Source organism: Reyranella sp. (assembly GCF_052439685.1).
Taxonomy (GTDB): Bacteria; Pseudomonadota; Alphaproteobacteria; order Reyranellales; family Reyranellaceae; genus Reyranella.
Genome location: NZ_JBQVQG010000002.1, coordinates 379,179 through 395,820 on the forward strand (window position 1 = coordinate 379,179; position 16,642 = coordinate 395,820).

15 protein-coding genes are annotated in these 16,642 nt (G+C 66.8%); 13 read left to right on the forward strand and 2 right to left on the reverse strand.

What is annotated here, in order from left to right:
• The first annotated feature begins 3 nt into the window (after positions 1-3).
• The 5 genes from ACT6UX_RS04895 to ACT6UX_RS04915 are packed head-to-tail and all read left to right on the forward strand — an operon-like array spanning position 4 to position 5,587.
• Complete coding sequence (locus tag ACT6UX_RS04895; RefSeq protein ID WP_444774012.1) at positions 4-1,395, forward strand: pyruvate dehydrogenase complex E1 component subunit beta; 1,392 nt, start codon at positions 4-6, stop codon at positions 1,393-1,395.
• A 15-nt stretch (positions 1,396-1,410) separates the two neighbouring features.
• Positions 1,411-2,709: a pyruvate dehydrogenase complex dihydrolipoamide acetyltransferase gene (locus tag ACT6UX_RS04900; RefSeq protein ID WP_444774013.1), complete on the forward strand. Its 1,299-nt coding sequence runs from the start codon at positions 1,411-1,413 to the stop codon at positions 2,707-2,709.
• Between the two features lie 9 nt (positions 2,710-2,718).
• A complete protein-coding gene (gene lpdA / locus ACT6UX_RS04905) occupies positions 2,719-4,131 on the forward strand; it encodes a dihydrolipoyl dehydrogenase (RefSeq protein WP_444774014.1) in 1,413 nt (470 codons plus the stop codon).
• Positions 4,132-4,137: 6 nt separating this feature from the next.
• A complete protein-coding gene (gene lipA / locus ACT6UX_RS04910) occupies positions 4,138-5,097 on the forward strand; it encodes a lipoyl synthase (RefSeq protein ID WP_444774015.1) in 960 nt (319 codons plus the stop codon).
• 7 nt (positions 5,098-5,104) lie between these two features.
• Positions 5,105-5,587 carry a type II toxin-antitoxin system RatA family toxin gene (locus ACT6UX_RS04915; RefSeq protein WP_444774016.1) on the forward strand — a complete coding sequence of 161 codons (483 nt, stop codon included), beginning with the start codon at positions 5,105-5,107 and terminating at the stop codon, positions 5,585-5,587.
• Between the two features lie 86 nt (positions 5,588-5,673).
• Here ACT6UX_RS04915 and ACT6UX_RS04920 read toward each other — a convergent pair whose 3' ends face one another.
• Both ACT6UX_RS04920 and ACT6UX_RS04925 read right to left on the reverse strand, forming a co-directional pair.
• Positions 5,674-6,165, reverse strand: coding sequence for a CinA family protein (locus tag ACT6UX_RS04920; protein WP_444774017.1), 492 nt, complete (start codon positions 6,163-6,165; stop codon positions 5,674-5,676).
• 7 nt (positions 6,166-6,172) lie between these two features.
• Complete coding sequence (locus tag ACT6UX_RS04925) at positions 6,173-7,336, reverse strand: bifunctional 2-C-methyl-D-erythritol 4-phosphate cytidylyltransferase/2-C-methyl-D-erythritol 2,4-cyclodiphosphate synthase (RefSeq protein ID WP_444774018.1); 1,164 nt, start codon at positions 7,334-7,336, stop codon at positions 6,173-6,175.
• A 122-nt stretch (positions 7,337-7,458) separates the two neighbouring features.
• On the opposite strand from ACT6UX_RS04925, the gene dusB reads away from it, so the two are divergent.
• From dusB to hfq, 8 genes are all read left to right on the forward strand, one after another.
• Entirely contained in the window at positions 7,459-8,466 is a 1,008-nt protein-coding gene (gene dusB / locus ACT6UX_RS04930; RefSeq protein WP_444774019.1) for a tRNA dihydrouridine synthase DusB, read from the forward strand.
• Between the two features lie 29 nt (positions 8,467-8,495).
• Positions 8,496-9,575 carry a two-component system sensor histidine kinase NtrB gene (locus tag ACT6UX_RS04935; protein ID WP_444774020.1) on the forward strand — a complete coding sequence of 360 codons (1,080 nt, stop codon included), beginning with the start codon at positions 8,496-8,498 and terminating at the stop codon, positions 9,573-9,575.
• On the forward strand, positions 9,572-11,047 hold the full coding sequence (ntrC, locus tag ACT6UX_RS04940; protein WP_444774021.1) for a nitrogen regulation protein NR(I): 1,476 nt from the start codon (positions 9,572-9,574) through the stop codon (positions 11,045-11,047). The genes ACT6UX_RS04935 and ntrC overlap by 4 nt, the downstream gene beginning before the upstream one ends.
• A gap of 43 nt (positions 11,048-11,090) precedes the next feature.
• The gene (locus tag ACT6UX_RS04945) at positions 11,091-13,283 is read left to right on the forward strand and encodes an ATP-binding protein (RefSeq protein WP_444774022.1); all 2,193 of its coding nucleotides are present in this window, start codon (positions 11,091-11,093) and stop codon (positions 13,281-13,283) included.
• Positions 13,284-13,316: 33 nt separating this feature from the next.
• On the forward strand, positions 13,317-14,732 hold the full coding sequence (gene ntrX, locus ACT6UX_RS04950; protein ID WP_444774023.1) for a nitrogen assimilation response regulator NtrX: 1,416 nt from the start codon (positions 13,317-13,319) through the stop codon (positions 14,730-14,732).
• Between the two features lie 15 nt (positions 14,733-14,747).
• Positions 14,748-15,611 carry a D-amino-acid transaminase gene (gene dat, locus ACT6UX_RS04955; protein WP_444774024.1) on the forward strand — a complete coding sequence of 288 codons (864 nt, stop codon included), beginning with the start codon at positions 14,748-14,750 and terminating at the stop codon, positions 15,609-15,611.
• A complete protein-coding gene (locus ACT6UX_RS04960) occupies positions 15,608-16,264 on the forward strand; it encodes an HAD family hydrolase (RefSeq protein WP_444774025.1) in 657 nt (218 codons plus the stop codon). The genes dat and ACT6UX_RS04960 overlap by 4 nt, the downstream gene beginning before the upstream one ends.
• A 105-nt stretch (positions 16,265-16,369) precedes the next feature.
• Complete coding sequence (gene hfq, locus ACT6UX_RS04965) at positions 16,370-16,615, forward strand: RNA chaperone Hfq (protein ID WP_298318941.1); 246 nt, start codon at positions 16,370-16,372, stop codon at positions 16,613-16,615.
• Positions 16,616-16,642 lie beyond the last annotated feature (27 nt).

Sequence of the window (16,642 nt, forward strand, 5' to 3'; positions counted from 1 at the left end):
CCCATGAGCACTCAGGTTCTGATGCCGGCCCTCTCTCCCACCATGACCGAGGGCAAGCTCGCCAAGTGGCACGTCAAGGTCGGCGATGAAGTGAAGTCCGGCCAGGTGATCTGCGAGATCGAGACCGACAAGGCGACCATGGAAGTCGAGGCGGTCGACGAAGGTACGGTTGCGAAGATTCTCGTCGAGGAAGGCACTGAGGGCGTGGCCGTGAACACGCCGATCTGCGTCCTGGCCGGCGAGGGCGAAAGCGCCGCCGACGTCGAGACGCCGGCTCCGGCCGCCAAGGCTGAAGCGCCGAAGGAAGAGGCGCCCAAGGCTGAAGCCAGGTCCGAAGAGAAGCCGAAGGCCGAGACCGCGCCCGCGTCACCTGCCGTCGTTGCACCGGCCCCCGAACCGGAATGGAAGGGTGGAACGCAGCACATCACGGTGCGCGAGGCGCTGCGCGAGGCGATGGCCGCCGAGATGCGCGCCGACAAGTCCGTCTTCCTGATGGGCGAGGAAGTCGCGCAGTACCAGGGCGCCTACAAGATCAGCCAGGGCTTGCTGGAGGAGTTCGGCGACAAGCGCGTCATCGACACGCCGATCACCGAGCACGGCTTCGCCGGCCTGGGCGTCGGCGCGGCGTTCGGCGGGCTGAAGCCGATCGTCGAGTTCATGACCTTCAACTTCGCCATGCAGGCGATCGACCAGATCATCAATTCGGCGGCCAAGACGCATTACATGTCGGGCGGCCAGATGACCTGCCCGATCGTGTTCCGCGGTCCCAACGGGGCGGCCTCGCGCGTCGCCGCCCAGCATTCGCAATGCTATGCGAGCTGGTACGCCCACGTGCCGGGCCTGCGCGTGCTCGCGCCGTGGAGTGCCGCCGACGCCAAGGGCCTCCTTCGCGCGGCGATCCGCGATCCCAACCCGGTGATCTTCCTGGAGAACGAGATCCTCTACGGCCAGTCGTTCGACGTGCCGGAGGATCCCGACTTCGTGCTGCCGATCGGCAAGGCGAAGATCGAGCGGGCCGGCAAGGACGTCACGATCGTCGCCTTCTCGATCATGGTCGGCAAGGCGCTGCAGGCGGCCGAGGAGCTGGCCAAGATCGGGATCGACGCCGAGGTGATCAACCTGCGCTCGCTGCGCCCGTTCGACACCGAGACTATCGTCGAGTCGGTGAAGAAGACCAACCGGCTGGTTTCCTGCGAGGAGGGCTGGCCCTTCGCCGGCATCGGCTCCGAACTGTCGGCGCTGATGATGGAGCACGCGTTCGACTGGCTCGATGCGCCGGTGAAGCGCGTGGCCGGGCTCGACGTGCCACTGCCCTACGCCGCGAACCTCGAGAAGATGGCGCTGCCGCAATCCTCTCACATCGTCGAGGCCGCGCGCGCGGTCTGCAATCGCTGAGTCGGGAGAGCCGGCATGTCCATCAACATCCTGATGCCCGCGCTCTCGCCCACCATGACGGAGGGCAAGCTCGCCAAGTGGCACGTCAAGGTCGGTGACACGGTCAAGTCCGGTCAGGTCGTCTGCGAGATCGAGACCGACAAGGCCACGATGGAAGTCGAGGCCGTCGACGAGGGCAAGATCGGCCAGATCCTGGTCGAGGAGGGCACCGAAGGCGTTGCCGTGAACGCCGTCATCGCCGTGCTGCTCGAAGAAGGCGAGACGGAAGTCGCCAAGTCGGCGGCGCCCGCCGCTGAAAAGCCGGCACCCAAGGCCGAGGAGAAGCCTGCAGAGAAGCCCGCGAGCCCGGCTCCGGCAACAGCGCCTGCACCGGCACCTAAGCCAGCTGCGCCCGCCGCTTCCTCCGGCAGCAGCCGTATCTTCGCCTCGCCGCTGGCCAAACGCATCGCGGCGGAGAAGGGGATCGACCTCGCCGGCCTCAAGGGCTCAGGCCCGAACGGCCGCATCGTCAAGGTCGATGTCGAGAATGCCAAGCCCGGTGCCGCCCCCGCGACGTCTCAGGCCCCGAAGGCCGCGGCCAAGGCTCCGGCGCCGCCCGCCGGCGGCCAGCCTGTGTTCGTCGCGCCCGGCGACAGCCGCGTGCCGCACACCAGCATCCGCAAGGTCATCGCCCGGCGCATGCTCGAGTCCAAGCAGACCGTCCCGCACTTCTACCTGACGGTCGACTTCGAGATCGATGCGCTGCTGACCGCGCGCACCGCGATCAACGTCGTGGTCGAGAAGAAGGGCACCAAGGTCTCGGTCAACGACATGGTGATCAAGGCCTGCGCCAAGGCGCTGCGCGACCATCCGGAGTGCAACGCCTCGTGGACCGAGGACGAGATGATCCAGTACGGCGCGGTCGACATCTCGGTCGCCGTCGCCACCGATCGCGGCCTCATCACGCCGATCGTGCGCAATGCCGACATGAAGGGTCTGGCGCAGATCTCGATCGAGATGAAGGACCTCGCCAGCCGCGCCAAGAGCGGCAAGCTGAAGCTCGAGGAGTTCCAGGGCGGTGGCTTCACCATCTCGAATCTCGGCATGTTCGGCATCCGTGACTTCGGCGCCATCATCAATACGCCGCAGGCCATGATCCTCGCCGTCGGCGCGGGTGAGGAGCGAGTGGTCGTGCGCAAGGGCGAGATGGTCGTCCGCAACATCATGAGCTGCACGCTTGCCGTCGATCACCGCGTGGTGGACGGCGCGATGGGCGCGCAGTTCCTGCAGACGCTCAAGGCGTATATCGAGCAACCCGCCGCGATGCTGGCCTAGGAGCACGTCATGGCCGAAACCAGTTTCGATCTCATCGTTGTGGGCGGCGGGCCGGGCGGCTATGTCGCCGCGATTCGCGCCGCGCAACTCGGGCTCAAGACCGCGGTGGTCGAACGCGAGCATATGGGTGGCATCTGCCTCAACTGGGGCTGCATCCCGACCAAGGCGCTGCTGCGCACCTCGGAAGTCTACGGCCTCATCAAGCATGCCGAGGCCTATGGGCTTTCGGTCAAGGACGTCTCGTTCGATCCGAAGAAGATCGTGGAGCGCTCGCGCAAGGTGGCGAGCCAGCTCAGCAACGGCGTCTCGATGCTGATGAAGAAGAACAAGATCACGGTGTTCGACGGCACGGCGCAGCTCGCCGGCACCGACGGGGCGAAGCGCAAGGTCGCGGTCGCGCTGAAGGACAAGAGCAACGTCACCCTGACGGCGAAGGACGTGATCCTGGCCACCGGCGCCCGCGCGCGCCAGCTTCCCGGCCTCGAGGCCGACGGCAAGCTGGTGTGGAGCTACAAGGAAGCGATGGTGCCGCCGGAGTTCCCGAAGTCGCTGCTGGTCATCGGCTCGGGCGCGATCGGCATCGAGTTCGCGAGCTTCTACCGCACCATGGGCGCCGAGGTGACGGTGGCCGAGGTCATGGACCGCGTGCTGCCGGTCGAGGATGCCGAGGTCTCCGCCTTCGCCAAGAAGGCGTTCGAAAAGCAGGGCATGAAGATCCTGACCAGCGCCACCGTGTCGAACCTGAAGAAGGGGGCCAACAATGTGACGGCCACCATCACGGTCGGCGGCAAGGCGCAGGAGATCACGGTCGATCGCGTCATCAGCGCCGTCGGCATCGTGGGCAACGTCGAGAATATCGGCCTCGAAGGCACCAAGGTGAAGGTCGAGAAGACCCACATCGTGATCGACCAGTGGGGCTTCACCGGCGAGCCCAACGTCTATGCGATCGGCGACGTTGCCGGCCCGCCCTGGCTCGCCCACAAGGCGATGCACGAGGGCGTGCTGGTGGTCGAGAAGATCGCCGGCGTGAAGGGCGTGCACCCGATGAAGACCGAGAACATCCCGGGCTGCACCTACTGCCAGCCGCAGGTCGCCAGCATCGGCCTCACCGAGGCGGCGGCCAAGGCCAAGGGGCTGGAACTCAAGGTCGGCAAATTCCCCTTCATCGGTAACGGCAAGGCGATTGCCCTTGGCGAGCCCGAGGGCTTCATCAAGACGATCTTTGACGCCAAGACCGGCGAGCTTCTGGGCGCCCACATGATCGGGACCGAGGTCACCGAGCTGATCCAGGGCTACAGCATCGCCAAGACTCTGGAGACCACCGAAGCCGAGCTGATGGCCACGGTGTTTCCGCATCCCACCCTGTCGGAGATGATGCACGAGTCGGTACTGGCGGCCTACGGCCGGACGCTCCATATCTAGGTCATCATGGACGGAACCCTCGACAAGCTTTCCCTGAGCCGGCCGGAGCGCCACCCGGAAAAGGCCCATCGCCCCGACAACCCTATCCAGCGCAAGCCGGATTGGATCAGGGTGCGTGCGCCCAATTCGCCGGAATATGCCGAGACCAAGCGCCTGATGCGGGAGCTCAAGCTCACGACGGTGTGCGAGGAGGCCGCCTGCCCGAATATCGGCGAGTGCTGGAAGCAGAAGCACGCGACCTTCATGATCATGGGCGAGACCTGCACGCGGGCCTGCGCCTTCTGCAACGTGGCGACCGGCAAGCCGGGCGCGCTGAACCCGCACGAGCCGGCCAACATTGCCGAAGCCGTCGGCAAGCTCGGCCTCGGCCATGTCGTGGTGACGTCCGTCGACCGCGACGACCTCGCCGATGGCGGGGCAGGGCACTTCGCCGAGGTCATCACCGCGCTCCATAAATCGGCGCCGGCGACCACGGTCGAGATCCTGACGCCCGACTTCATGCGCAAGCCCGGCGCCATCGAGACGGTGGTCGCGTCGCGCCCCGACGTCTTCAACCATAATCTCGAGACCGTGCCGCGCCTCTATCCGACCATCCGTCCGGGCGCGCGTTACTTCACGTCGTTGCGGCTGCTGTCGCGCGTGAAGGAGATCGATCCGGCGATGTTCACCAAGTCCGGCCTGATGGTCGGGCTGGGCGAGACGCGCGAGGAGATTCTGCAGGTGATGGACGATCTGCGGGCCGCCGACGTCGATTTCCTGACGATCGGCCAGTACCTGCAGCCGACGCCCAAGCACGCCGCACTCGACCGTTTCTGGACGCCGGCCGAATTTTCCGAGCTCGCCCAGATGGCACGGGCCAAGGGGTTCCTGATGGTCTCGTCCTCGCCGCTGACGCGGTCGAGCTATCACGCCGGGGACGACTTCGCGCGCCTGAAGGCCGCGCGTCAGGCGCAGCTCAAAGGCTGACGGCTCCTTGGCTACCCGTCATCAGGAACGGCGAGTCGTTCCGTTCCAACCGCGACAGTTGTTCGACCTCGTCGCCGACGTGCCGCGCTACCCCGAGTTCCTGCCCTGGTGCTTCGCCGGCCGCATTCGCCGGCGCGAAGGGCCGAACATCGAGATCGCCGAACTGGCGATCGGCTTCGGGCCGTTCCACGAGAAGTTCGTCTCGCGCGTGGAGCTGTCACCCGACGATCCCGAGAGCATGCGTATCGTGACGACCGGCATCGAGGGCCCGTTCCGGCTGCTCAGGAGCCGCTGGCTCTTCAAGCCTCATCCCGACGGCACGCAGATCGACTTCGAACTCGAATTCGATTTCCGCTCGATCCTGCTGCAGAAGACGGTGCAGCTGCTCTTCGCGGAGGCAGTGCGCCGCATGGTCTCGGCCTTCGAGGCACGGGCGGCGCAGCTGTACGGTGCGCCCACAAAACCGGCCGGCGCCACACTGCCGTCCTGAGCACAGCGAAGGACCTCACGGAACGATCAACGTACGACTTGGCGGGCGCGAGATCCTTCGCTGCGCTCAGGATGACAAGCGTGCGACTACCGCTCCGCCAGCTTAACCAGCATCGCGAGCGCGGTGATGACCGTAAGGCGGCGGATGCCGTCTCGATCTCCTGGAAAAATGTGGTGTTCGGTCACCGGCTCGAAGCCCGAGCGCGCGGCACCGAAATGGACGAGGCCCACCGGCTTGTCGGCCGAGCCGCCGCCGGGTCCGGCGACGCCGGTAACCGACACCGAGAGCTGCGCCCCCGAACGTTCGAGCGCGCCGGCGGCCATCGCGCGCGCGACGGGCTCGCTGACCGCGCCGTGGCTCACGATCGCGTCCCACGGCACGCCCAGCATCTCGCGCTTGGCCTCGTTGGAATAGGTGACGAAACCGCGATCCACGACGTCGGACGATCCGGCGATGGCGGTGAGGGCCGCGGCGATCAGGCCGCCGGTGCAGGACTCGGCCGTGACCACCTTGAAGCCGCGCTTGCGGCAGGTGAACAGGGCATGCTCCGCGGCTTCGCGCATCTCATGGTCGAACATCGGCCGTTCAGCTCCCTGGCAGTTCTACGGTCGCAATGGCCTGGGCGGCGATGCCTTCGCGCCGGCCGGTGAATCCCAGTCCCTCGGTCGTCGTGGCCTTCACACTGACACGGTGGCCCGCGACGCCCGCGATGGAGGCGATGCTCTTCACCATGGCATCGCGATGAGGCCCCACCTTGGGGGCTTCGCAGACGATGGTGACATCGAGGTGAAGGATGCGGCCGCCGCGCGCTGCCACCAGATCGACGGCGTGGCGCAGGAACCGGTCGGACGAAGCGCCGCGCCATTGCGGATCGGAGGGCGGGAAGTGCTTGCCGATGTCGCCGGCGCCGATCGTGCCCAGCACCGCGTCGGTCAGCGCGTGCAGCGCCACGTCGGCATCGGAATGCCCCGCCAGCGTCTGGCCATGGGGAATGGGAATACCGCACAACATCACCGCATTGCCCGGGGCAAAGCCGTGAACGTCGAAGCCGAGAGCGGTGCGTGTTTCCATGGCAGAGGAGGAGAGGTCGGCCGTCGTGGTGATCTTGCGGTTATCTTCGCTGCCCGCGACCATGACAAGCGTCAGTCCCGCGCGCTCGGCGACGGCGGCATCGTCGGTCAGCGCGGTCGCCTCGTCGGCGCCGAGCGACGCCGCCGCACGATGCGCCGCCAGCAGCGGCGCGAAGCGAAAGACCTGGGGTGTCTGTGCCCGCCACAGGTCGCGCCGCGGCACAGTCTCCGCGATCACCTGGTCCACGCCGACACGCTTCAGCGTATCGGCGAGGGGAATGCCCAGGATGGCGCCGTCGATTCCGTCGGCCGAGGCGGCGGCAAGGCAGGCGTCGATCTCGGCGGGCCGCACGAAGGGGCGCGCGGCATCATGGATGGCGACGAATTCCGGCGCCGTGCCGGCCATTGCCTCGAGGCCGTTGAGCACGGACTGCTGACGGCTGCTGCCGCCCGCTACCGGCGGCGGCAGGCCGAGGTCCAGCGTCGCCGCCTCGTAACGTTCGTCATCTCCCGGACCGATCACCACCAGGATCCGATCGATAGAGGACGTGCCCCGAAAGGCGGCGATGGTCCTGCGCAGGACGGGCTCGCCGTCCAGAAGGGCATATTGCTTGGGCAGTGGGCCACCGAAGCGGGCGCCGCGGCCGGCGGCGACAATGAGGGCTGTACAACGGGTCACACCCCTCAATAACACTGGCTTCAGGGATTGCGCACTTCCGACCCTTGCGCAGTTTGGCGGCACAGGCTATTGCTCGCTCAATTATTGTGCACTGCACAAGATGCCTATAAACTGAACAAAGAATGCAAAACGCACACCGTCTCAAACCCGTCGACATCGGACCCGTCCGCATCGAGGATCCCGTCATCCTGGCCCCACTGTCGGGGGTCAGCGACATGCCCTTTCGCCAGATGGTGAAGCGGCGCGGGGCAGGGCTCGTGGTCTCCGAGATGATCGCTTCCGCAGCGATGGTCCGCGAGAACCGCAAGACTCTGATGATGGCAAAGACGACGCCGGAAGAGTTTCCGATGTCGGTCCAGCTGGCTGGTTGCGAGCCCCAGGTCATGGCCGAAGCCGCCAAGCTCAACGAAGATCGCGGCGCGGCGATCATCGACATCAATTTCGGCTGCCCGGTGAAGAAGGTCGTGAACGGCCATGCGGGTTCTTCGCTGATGCGCGACGAAGTCCATGCCGCGAAGATCCTCGAAGCGACCGTGAAGGCCGTGAAGCTGCCGGTCACGCTCAAGATGCGGACCGGCTGGGACTCGACCAATCGCAATGCCCCGAACCTCGCGCGCATCGCCGAGTCGTGCGGCATCAGGATGCTGACCGTCCACGGCCGCACCCGCTGCGACTTCTACGACGGCCACGCCGACTGGGGCTTCATCCGCACCGTCAAGGAGGCCACCAGCCTGCCGGTGATCGTGAACGGCGACATCAACACGCTCGACGACGTCGACCAGGCACTGGAGCAATCGGGTGCCGACGGCATCATGATCGGTCGCGGCGCCTATGGTCGCCCCTGGTTCCTCAACCAGGCAATCCACTATCTGCGGACCGGCGAGCGGCTGCGCGATCCCTCGATCGCCGAGCAGTACGCGGCGGTGCGCACGCACTTCGAGGCGATGCTCGAACATTACGGGCTCGAAACCGGCGTGCGTATGGCCCGCAAGCATCTCGGCTGGTACTCCAAGGGGCTTCCTGCTTCGGCCGATTTCCGGGCGGCGCTCAACCGTGAAACCGACGCCGACAAGGTGCGGAGCATGCTCGCTTCGTTCTTCCTGCCGGCCGTGGAGCGACAGGCAGCCTGATGTCCCTGCGCCCTCTAAAACGGAACGGCATGAGCGATCAGTTTCCGACGGCTCTCCTCGATTCGCTCTCGGAAGCGATCATCGTCGTCGATGCGAACGGCCTGATGCACTACGCCAACCTTTCGGCCGAGCAGTTCTTCGGCGTCGGCCGTGCCCGCCTGGTCGGCCATCCGCTGAGCGAGTTCGTGCCCGAGGACACCCCGCTCTTTTCGCTGCTGGAGCAGGTCGTGGTGACCGGCGGCGCGGTCGCGGAGAACGGCGTGACGCTCGCCTCGCCGCGTATCGGCACACGCTTTTGCGCGCTCCGCCTTTCGCCCGTCGTCGACAGCGAAGGGCTGGTGGCGATCTCACTCGTCGAGCAGACGATCGCCCGCAGCATCGACCGCCAGCTGTCGCACCGCAGCGCCGCCCGCTCAGTGAGCGCGCTGGCTGCCATGCTCGCGCACGAAGTCAAGAACCCGCTGTCAGGCATCCGAGGCGCCGCCCAGCTCCTCGAACAGTCCGTACCGGATTCCGATCGCGAGCTGACCGAGCTGATCTGCGAGGAGACCGACCGCATCGTGGCGCTGGTCGACCGCATGGAGGCCTTCGCCGACGGCCGGCCCATCGAGCGCGGCCCCATCAACATCCATCAGGTCCTGAACCATGTGCGCCGCCTGTCGCAGAACGGCTTCGGCAAGGGCGTGCGCTTCGTCGAGACCTACGACCCGTCGCTGCCGGACGTGCATGGCGACCGCGACCAGCTGATTCAGGTGTTCCTGAACCTGGTGAAGAATGCCTGCGAGGTGCCGGGCGACGTCGATCGCGAGATCGAACTGTCGACTGCCTACCGTCATGGGCTCCGGCTGGCCGTGCCGGGACAGCAGACGAGGGTGAACCTGCCGCTGGTCGTTTCCGTGCGCGATAACGGCCGCGGCGTGTCGGAGGAGATCCGCAGTCACCTGTTCGACGCATTCGTGACCAACAAGCCCACCGGAACCGGCCTGGGTCTTGCTTTGGTCGCCAAGATCATCAACGACCATGGCGGCGCGATCGAATTCGATAGCGAGCCCGGTCGCACATCATTCAGGGTCATGTTGCCGCTCCAGTTCCCGCAGGCCACGCCATGAGCGAAGGCACCACCATCCTCGTCGCCGACGACGATCGCGCCATTCGGACCGTTCTGCATCAGGCCCTCGGGCGGCAGGGCCATACCGTCCGCAGCACCGGGACCGCCTCGACGCTCTGGCAATGGATCCAGGAAGGCGAGGGGCAGCTCGTCATCACCGACGTGGTGATGCCCGACGAGAACGGTCTCGACCTGGTGCCGCGTATCCGCAAGCTGCGGCCGGACCTGCGCATCATCGTCATGAGCGCGCAGTCGACCCTGCTCACGGCGGTGCGGGCGACGGAGCGCGGCGCGTTCGAGTACCTGCCCAAGCCATTCGACCTCAACGAACTGATTTCGGTGGTGAATCGCGCGCTGTCGGCGCCGGCCGCTTCCATGCCGCGCGCGGTGCAGCCGCCGGAGGAGGGCGAGCGCCTGCCACTGATCGGCCGTTCGCCAGCGATGCAGGAGATCTATCGCGCGCTGGCCCGCCTGATGGCGACCGACCTGACGGTGATGGTCACCGGCGAATCGGGCGCGGGCAAGGAATTGGTGGCGCGCGCGCTGCACGATTACGGCAAGCGCCGGAAAGGGCCTTTCATCGCCCTCAACATGGCGGCGATCCCCCGCGAACTGATCGAGAGCGAATTGTTCGGCCACGAGCGCGGCGCCTTCACCGGCGCGGTGCAGCGGTCGGCCGGCAAGTTCGAGCAGGCGTCCGGTGGCACGCTGTTCCTCGACGAAATCGGCGATATGCCGCCCGAGGCCCAGACCCGCCTGCTGCGCGTGCTGCAGGAGGGCGAGTACATGACGGTCGGCGGGCGCACGCCGATCAAGGCGAACGTCCGTATCGTGGCGGCGACCCATCGCGACCTGCGCCGGCTGATCCAGCAGGGCCTGTTCCGCGAAGACCTGTTCTACCGCCTGAACGTGGTGCCGATCCGCTTGCCGCCGCTGCGCGAGCGCCTCGACGACATTCCCGAACTCGCCAACCACTATCTGCAGGCAGCCACGGCCGACGGGCTGCCGACCAAGGTCCTGTCGCCCGAGGCGATGGCGCGCCTGAAGCAGCATCGCTGGCCGGGCAACGTGCGCGAGCTCGTCAATCTCGTGCGCCGCCTGTCCGCGCTCTATTCCGAGGAAGTAATCGGCGTCGAGACGATCGAGGCCGAGCTGGCCGATGCGGTGTCGGCGATGGAGCCGTCGTCGGACTCGTCGGAGGCGGCCGAGGACGTGTCGCTGGCCGACGCGATCGACCGTCATCTCCAGGCAATGTTCAACGCCCATGGCGACCGGCTGCCGCCGGACGGAATGTACGATCGGATCATTTCGGAGGTGGAGCGGCCCTTGCTCGCGCTGGCTCTGGGCGCTACGCGAGGGAATCAGTTGCGCGCGGCCCGTCTCCTGGGGCTCAATCGCAACACGTTGCGCAAGAAGATAAAGGACCTCGACGTCCCCGTGGTACGCACGCCGCAGGTTCGCCGAGGCGGGTGATTTCGTGACAGCTGCGCTGGGCGTTTCACGCTTGGGCGACAAGATGAGCGCGATGCTCCGCAGCCTCAGCGGGCGTGTCGCCGCCGTCTCGTTGGCCATTCTCGCCATGGCCGCCGGCGCCGCGACCTATGCGTGGCTGGCCGGCTTCGTGCCGGAATCGTTCAGCACGCGCGGTTGGATGACGGGCCTGCTGGTGGCCGACCTCGTCATCGCCATCGCCCTCGTGTCCGTGGTGGCCGTCCGGCTGACCCAGCTCTGGCTCGACCGAAGGCGTGGGGCGGCGGGCTCCCGCCTGCACATGCGGCTGGTGCTGGTCTGCAGCATCTTCACCATCACGCCGACGGTCATCGTCACCATCATCCTGTCGATGCTGGTGATCAGCTTCACCGACTTCGTCGTGAAACCGTCGCAGGCCTCCTACGAGGCCGCGCGCGCCATCGGCGAGCCGGTGCGGCGCGCGCGCGAGCAGGAAATCCTGAACGATATCGAGGCGATCTCCGCGCCGCTGCAGGCCGAGGGGGTCGACGGCGTGCGCGATCCGGCGGCGACCAAGGCGATGCTGGAGCGCCTGATCGAGGGACGGCCGATCATCGAGGCCACCGTGCTCGATGCCGACAAGGGCGTGATCGCCCAGGCCAAGGCGCCGGACGCGAAAGGTATGGCCAATCCCGTGCCGCCCGCTCAGTTCCTCTGGCAGGCGGTGAACCAGGCGCGGCCGGTCCAGATCGAATCGCCGAACGGCGCCTACTTCGTGATGCAGCTGTTCGTCGGCGAGCCGCTGTTCCTCGCGACCGGTCACGCCGTCGATCTCCGGGTGGTCGACTACATCAAGAGCATCGAGTTCGCAGGTTCGTTCTACTCGCAGATCGAGTCGGCGCTGCGCCGCAGCCAGCTCATCATCTTCGTCGTGTGCGGCGCCATCGCCTTCCTGATGCTGTTGGCCGCCGTCTGGCTCGCCATCCTGTTCGCGACCCGCCTGACCGAGCCGATCGGCGGATTGATGCAGGCGGCCGAGCGGGTGCGCGGCGGCGACCTCAGCGCCCGTGTCGAGGAAGGGCCGCCCAACGACGAGCTGGGCCAGCTCGCGCGCTCGTTCAACCGCATGGCCAGCCAGATCGAGCAGCAGCGCGGCGAACTGGTCCACGCAAACACCGAACTCGACACCAGGCGCCGGCTCACCGACGCGGTCCTCGCGGGCGTGTCCGCCGGCGTGCTGAGCGTCGACGGCGAGGGTATCGTCATGCGTTCCAACCGCTCGGCGCTCGACCTGCTGGCCCTGCCCGAAGACGGCGTGCTGGGGCGGCCGCTGATCGCGGTGATGCCCGAACTGGCCCCGCTGGTCGACCAGGCGGCCGAGCGGCCGGACCGGATGACCCAGGGCCAGGTCGAGATCCTGCAGCGCGGCGCCCGGCAGATCCTGCTTGTCCGCATCAGCGCGGCCACGGGCGCGGGCTATGTCGTGACCTTCGACGACGTCACCGACCTCATGTCGGCGCAGCGCATGGCGGCCTGGGGCGACGTCGCCCGCCGCATCGCGCATGAGATCAAGAACCCGTTGACCCCGATCCAGCTCTCGGCCGAGCGACTGAAGCGCCGCTACCTGAAGCAGATCAAGGAGGATCCCGACACCTTCTCGATGTGCACCGACACGATCATCCGCCAGGTCGGCGACATCGGGCGCATGGTGGACGAGTTCTCCTCCTTCGCCCGCATGCCGCGGCCGACCGTGAAGGAGGAGGATGCGAAGGAGTTGTGCCAGCAGGCCCTGTTCCTGCAACGCAACGGCAATCCCGGCATCCGCTACACGGTGAACCTTCCCGGCCATCCGGTGCCCCTGAACTGCGATCGCCGCCAGGTCTCGCAGGTGCTGACCAACATCCTGAAGAACTCGGCCGAGGCCATCGAGGGCAGGGACGAGAAGTCGGACACGCCTTTGCCACAGGGCGAGATCAGCCTGTCGCTGATCGAGGACGAGACCGGCCTGCGCATCGTCGTCGAGGACAATGGCCGCGGATTGCCGAAGGAAGGCCGCGAGCGGCTGACCGAGCCCTACATGACCACCCGAGCCAAAGGCACCGGCCTCGGTCTCGCGATCGTGAAGAAGATCATGGAGGACCATGGCGGGTTCCTGTCGCTGCAGGATCGCGAGGGTGGCGGTGCCCGCATCAGTCTGGTATTCCGGCGAGACGCGAAGGAAATCGCGTCGGCTCGACCGCATGTGACAGCCGCACAATGACCCGCCGGTTCCATGCGGGCTGCTTGAAGTGACATGGCCCACGATATTCTGATCGTCGATGACGAACGCGATATCTGCACACTGATCGCCGGCATCCTCGAGGACGAGGGTCACACCGCGCGCCGTGCCCACAACAGCACCGAAGCGATCGAGGCGGTCCGGCAGCGCCGGCCTGCGCTCGTCATCCTCGATGTCTGGCTGCAGGGCAGCGAACTCGACGGGCTGCAGATCCTTGAAGTCATCCGCCGCGAGGATCCGCCGATCCCCGTCGTGATGATCAGCGGTCACGGCACGATCGATACCGCGGTATCGGCGATCAAGAGCGGCGCCTACGATTTCGTCGAGAAGCCGTTCAAGGCCGATCGCCTGCTGCTCGTCGTCGACCGCGCCATCGAGGCTGACAAGCTGAAGCGCGAGAACGTGGCGCTGCGCCGACGCGCGGGCGGCGAGGTGACCTTCGTGGGATCCTCCAGCGACGCCGCCGGCGTGCGTGCGCAGATCGAGAAGGTGGCGCCGACCGGCAGCCGTGTCCTCATCACCGGCGCCTCCGGCTCGGGCAAGGAGACGGTGGCGCGCCTGATTCACCAGGGATCGAAGCGCGCTGACGGACCCTTCGTCGTCGTGAACTGCTCGACCCTGCCGGCCGAGCGGCTCGAGATCGAACTGTTCGGCACCGACGGCGACACCGAGGCCGAGGCGCTGCGCGTGTCGGGTGCCTTCGAAATGGCGCATGGCGGCACGCTGGTGCTCAAGGAAGTGGCCGACCTGCCGCTGGCGCTGCAGGGCAGGCTGGCGAGGGTGCTGCACGAGCAGTCCTATGCCCGCGACGGCGGCAGGACAAAGGTCGAGATCGACGTGCGTGTGCTGGCGACGACGGCGCGTGACCTGCAGGAGGAGATTGCGGGCGGCCGCTTCCGCGAGGACCTGTTCCATCGCCTGAACGTGGTGGGCCTGCGGGTGCCGCCGCTCAGCGAGCGCCGCGAGGACATTCCCGAGCTGGCGCTCGACCTGCTGAAGCGGGTGGCCGACGCCACCGGTCTCCCGTCGCGCTCGATCGGCGAGGACACGCAGGCGGCGCTGCAGGGCCACGACTGGCCGGGCAACGTGCGCCAGCTGCGCAACGTCATCGAACGCCTGCTGATCCTGGCGCCGCCGGGCGGCGCGCCGATCCGCGCCGACGTGCTGCCCAACGACGTGAGCGAGGACGCGCCGTCGGTCCTGCGCTGGGAGAAGGGCGGGGAGATCATGCAGCTGCCGCTGCGCGACGCGCGCGAGGTCTTCGAGCGCGAATACCTGCTGGCCCAGGTGACGCGCTTTGGCGGCAACATTTCACGGACGGCCACCTTCGTCGGCATGGAGCGCTCGGCCTTGCATCGCAAGCTGAAGTCGCTCGGCCTGCACGGTGGTCTGCCCGAGGGCAACGGCACCGGTGCCGAGCCGTCGGTCTGAAGAGGAGAGGGCGTCATGGCGCGTTATGCCTATGTAAACGGTCGGTACGTCGACCATCGTGAAGCGAGCGTCCATATCGAGGACCGAGGCTACCAGCTGGCCGACGGTGTCTACGAGGTGGTGGGCGTACGCGATGGCAAGCTGATCGACGAGAAGCCGCACATCGACCGGCTCGACCGTTCGCTGAAGGAATTGCGGATCGGCTGGCCGGTGTCGCGCAACACGATGGGCTTCATCCTGCGCGAACTGATGCGGCGCAACCGCCTGCGTGACGGGTTGGTCTACATGCAGGTGACGCGCGGCGTCTCCCGGCGCGACCACGGCTTTCCGACCACGCCGGTGAAGCCCGCACTCGTGATGACCACCAAGGCCACCAAGCACATCGACGCCGATGCCGGTCCGGGCGTCGCCGTGAAGAGCATGCCCGACATTCGCTGGGAGCGTTGCGACATCAAGACGGTGGCGCTGTTGCCGAACGTGCTGGCCAAGCAGGCCGCGCGCGAAGCAGGCGCCTACGAGGCCTGGCTGCTCGATGACAAGGGCTGCGTCACGGAAGGCGCGTCGACCAACGCCTGGATCGTGACCGACGACGGCGAGCTGGTGACCCGCCAAACCGACAACGGCATCCTGTCGGGCATCACGCGCCAGACGCTGAAGTCGATCTGCAATTCGCTGCAGCTCAAGTTCGTCGAGCGGCCCTTCACCTTGGATGAGGCGAAGAAAGCGAAGGAAGCCTTCATCACCAGCGCCACCTCCTTCGTGACGCCGGTCGTGAAGATCGACGGCGACAAGGTCGGCGACGGCAAGGTCGGCGCCACGGCACGGCGCCTGCGCGAGGAATATGTCCGCTTCTCGGAGGCGGGAGAGGCCGTGACGTGAGCCTGCCGGAGGGCCTCAGGCCGCCGCGCGCCGTCCTGTTCGACTGGGACAACACGTTGGTCAACACCTGGCCGACCATCGTCGAATGCTACCGCGACACCTTCACGGCGCTCGGCCAGACGCCGTGGACCGCCGCAGAGGTGCAGGATCGCGCCCATGGCTCCCTGCGCGAAGTCTTCCCGACTCTGTTCGGCGACCGGGCGGGGGAGGCGGAGCGGGTCTTCTACGAGACCTTTCTGCGCATCCACCTCGAACGGCTGGAGCCTCTGGACGGAGCCGACACCCTGCTCGCGCACTGCCACGCCAAGGGGCTCTACGTGGCGATCGTCAGCAACAAGGTCGGCGACAATCTGCGGGCCGAGGTCGCGCATCTCGGCTGGGGCAAGTGGATCGCGCGGTCGGTGGGTGCGCGGGACGCCGCCCGCGACAAACCAGCGCCGGATCCGATCTACCTGGCGCTCGACGGCACGGGAATTGCCCCAGACGAGAGCGTGTGGATGGTGGGAGACACCCAGGCCGACCTCAAGAGTGCACACGCGGCCGGGTGTCTGCCCGTTCTCGTGGGGGGCGCAGACGAGTTGTCGGGTTCCCTGCTGGAGCATCCGCCGAGACTGCGAGCGCGCAATTGTCATCAGCTGGTGGCATTGCTTTGAGACCAACCTCCCCTATATACGAGGCGACTCGGTAGCGGGGAGAGACCCCGTACCCCCAATCCGGCCACCCTCTGGCAGCCGGCCGCCCACCAAGAGGCCAAGAATATGAGCGAAAAGGCACAGAACGTTCAGGACGTCTTCCTGAACCACCTTCGGAAGAACAAGACTGCGGTCACGATCTTCCTCGTGAACGGCGTGAAGCTGCAGGGCATCGTCACGTGGTTCGACAATTTCTCGGTGCTGCTGCGCCGCGACGGGCATTCGCAGCTTGTCTACAAGCATGCGATCTCGACCATCATGCCGGTCACGCCGGTGCAGCTGTTCGACGGGGACAAGGCCGACGCGGGCTGATTTGATCGACGAATTCGAGCAGGACGA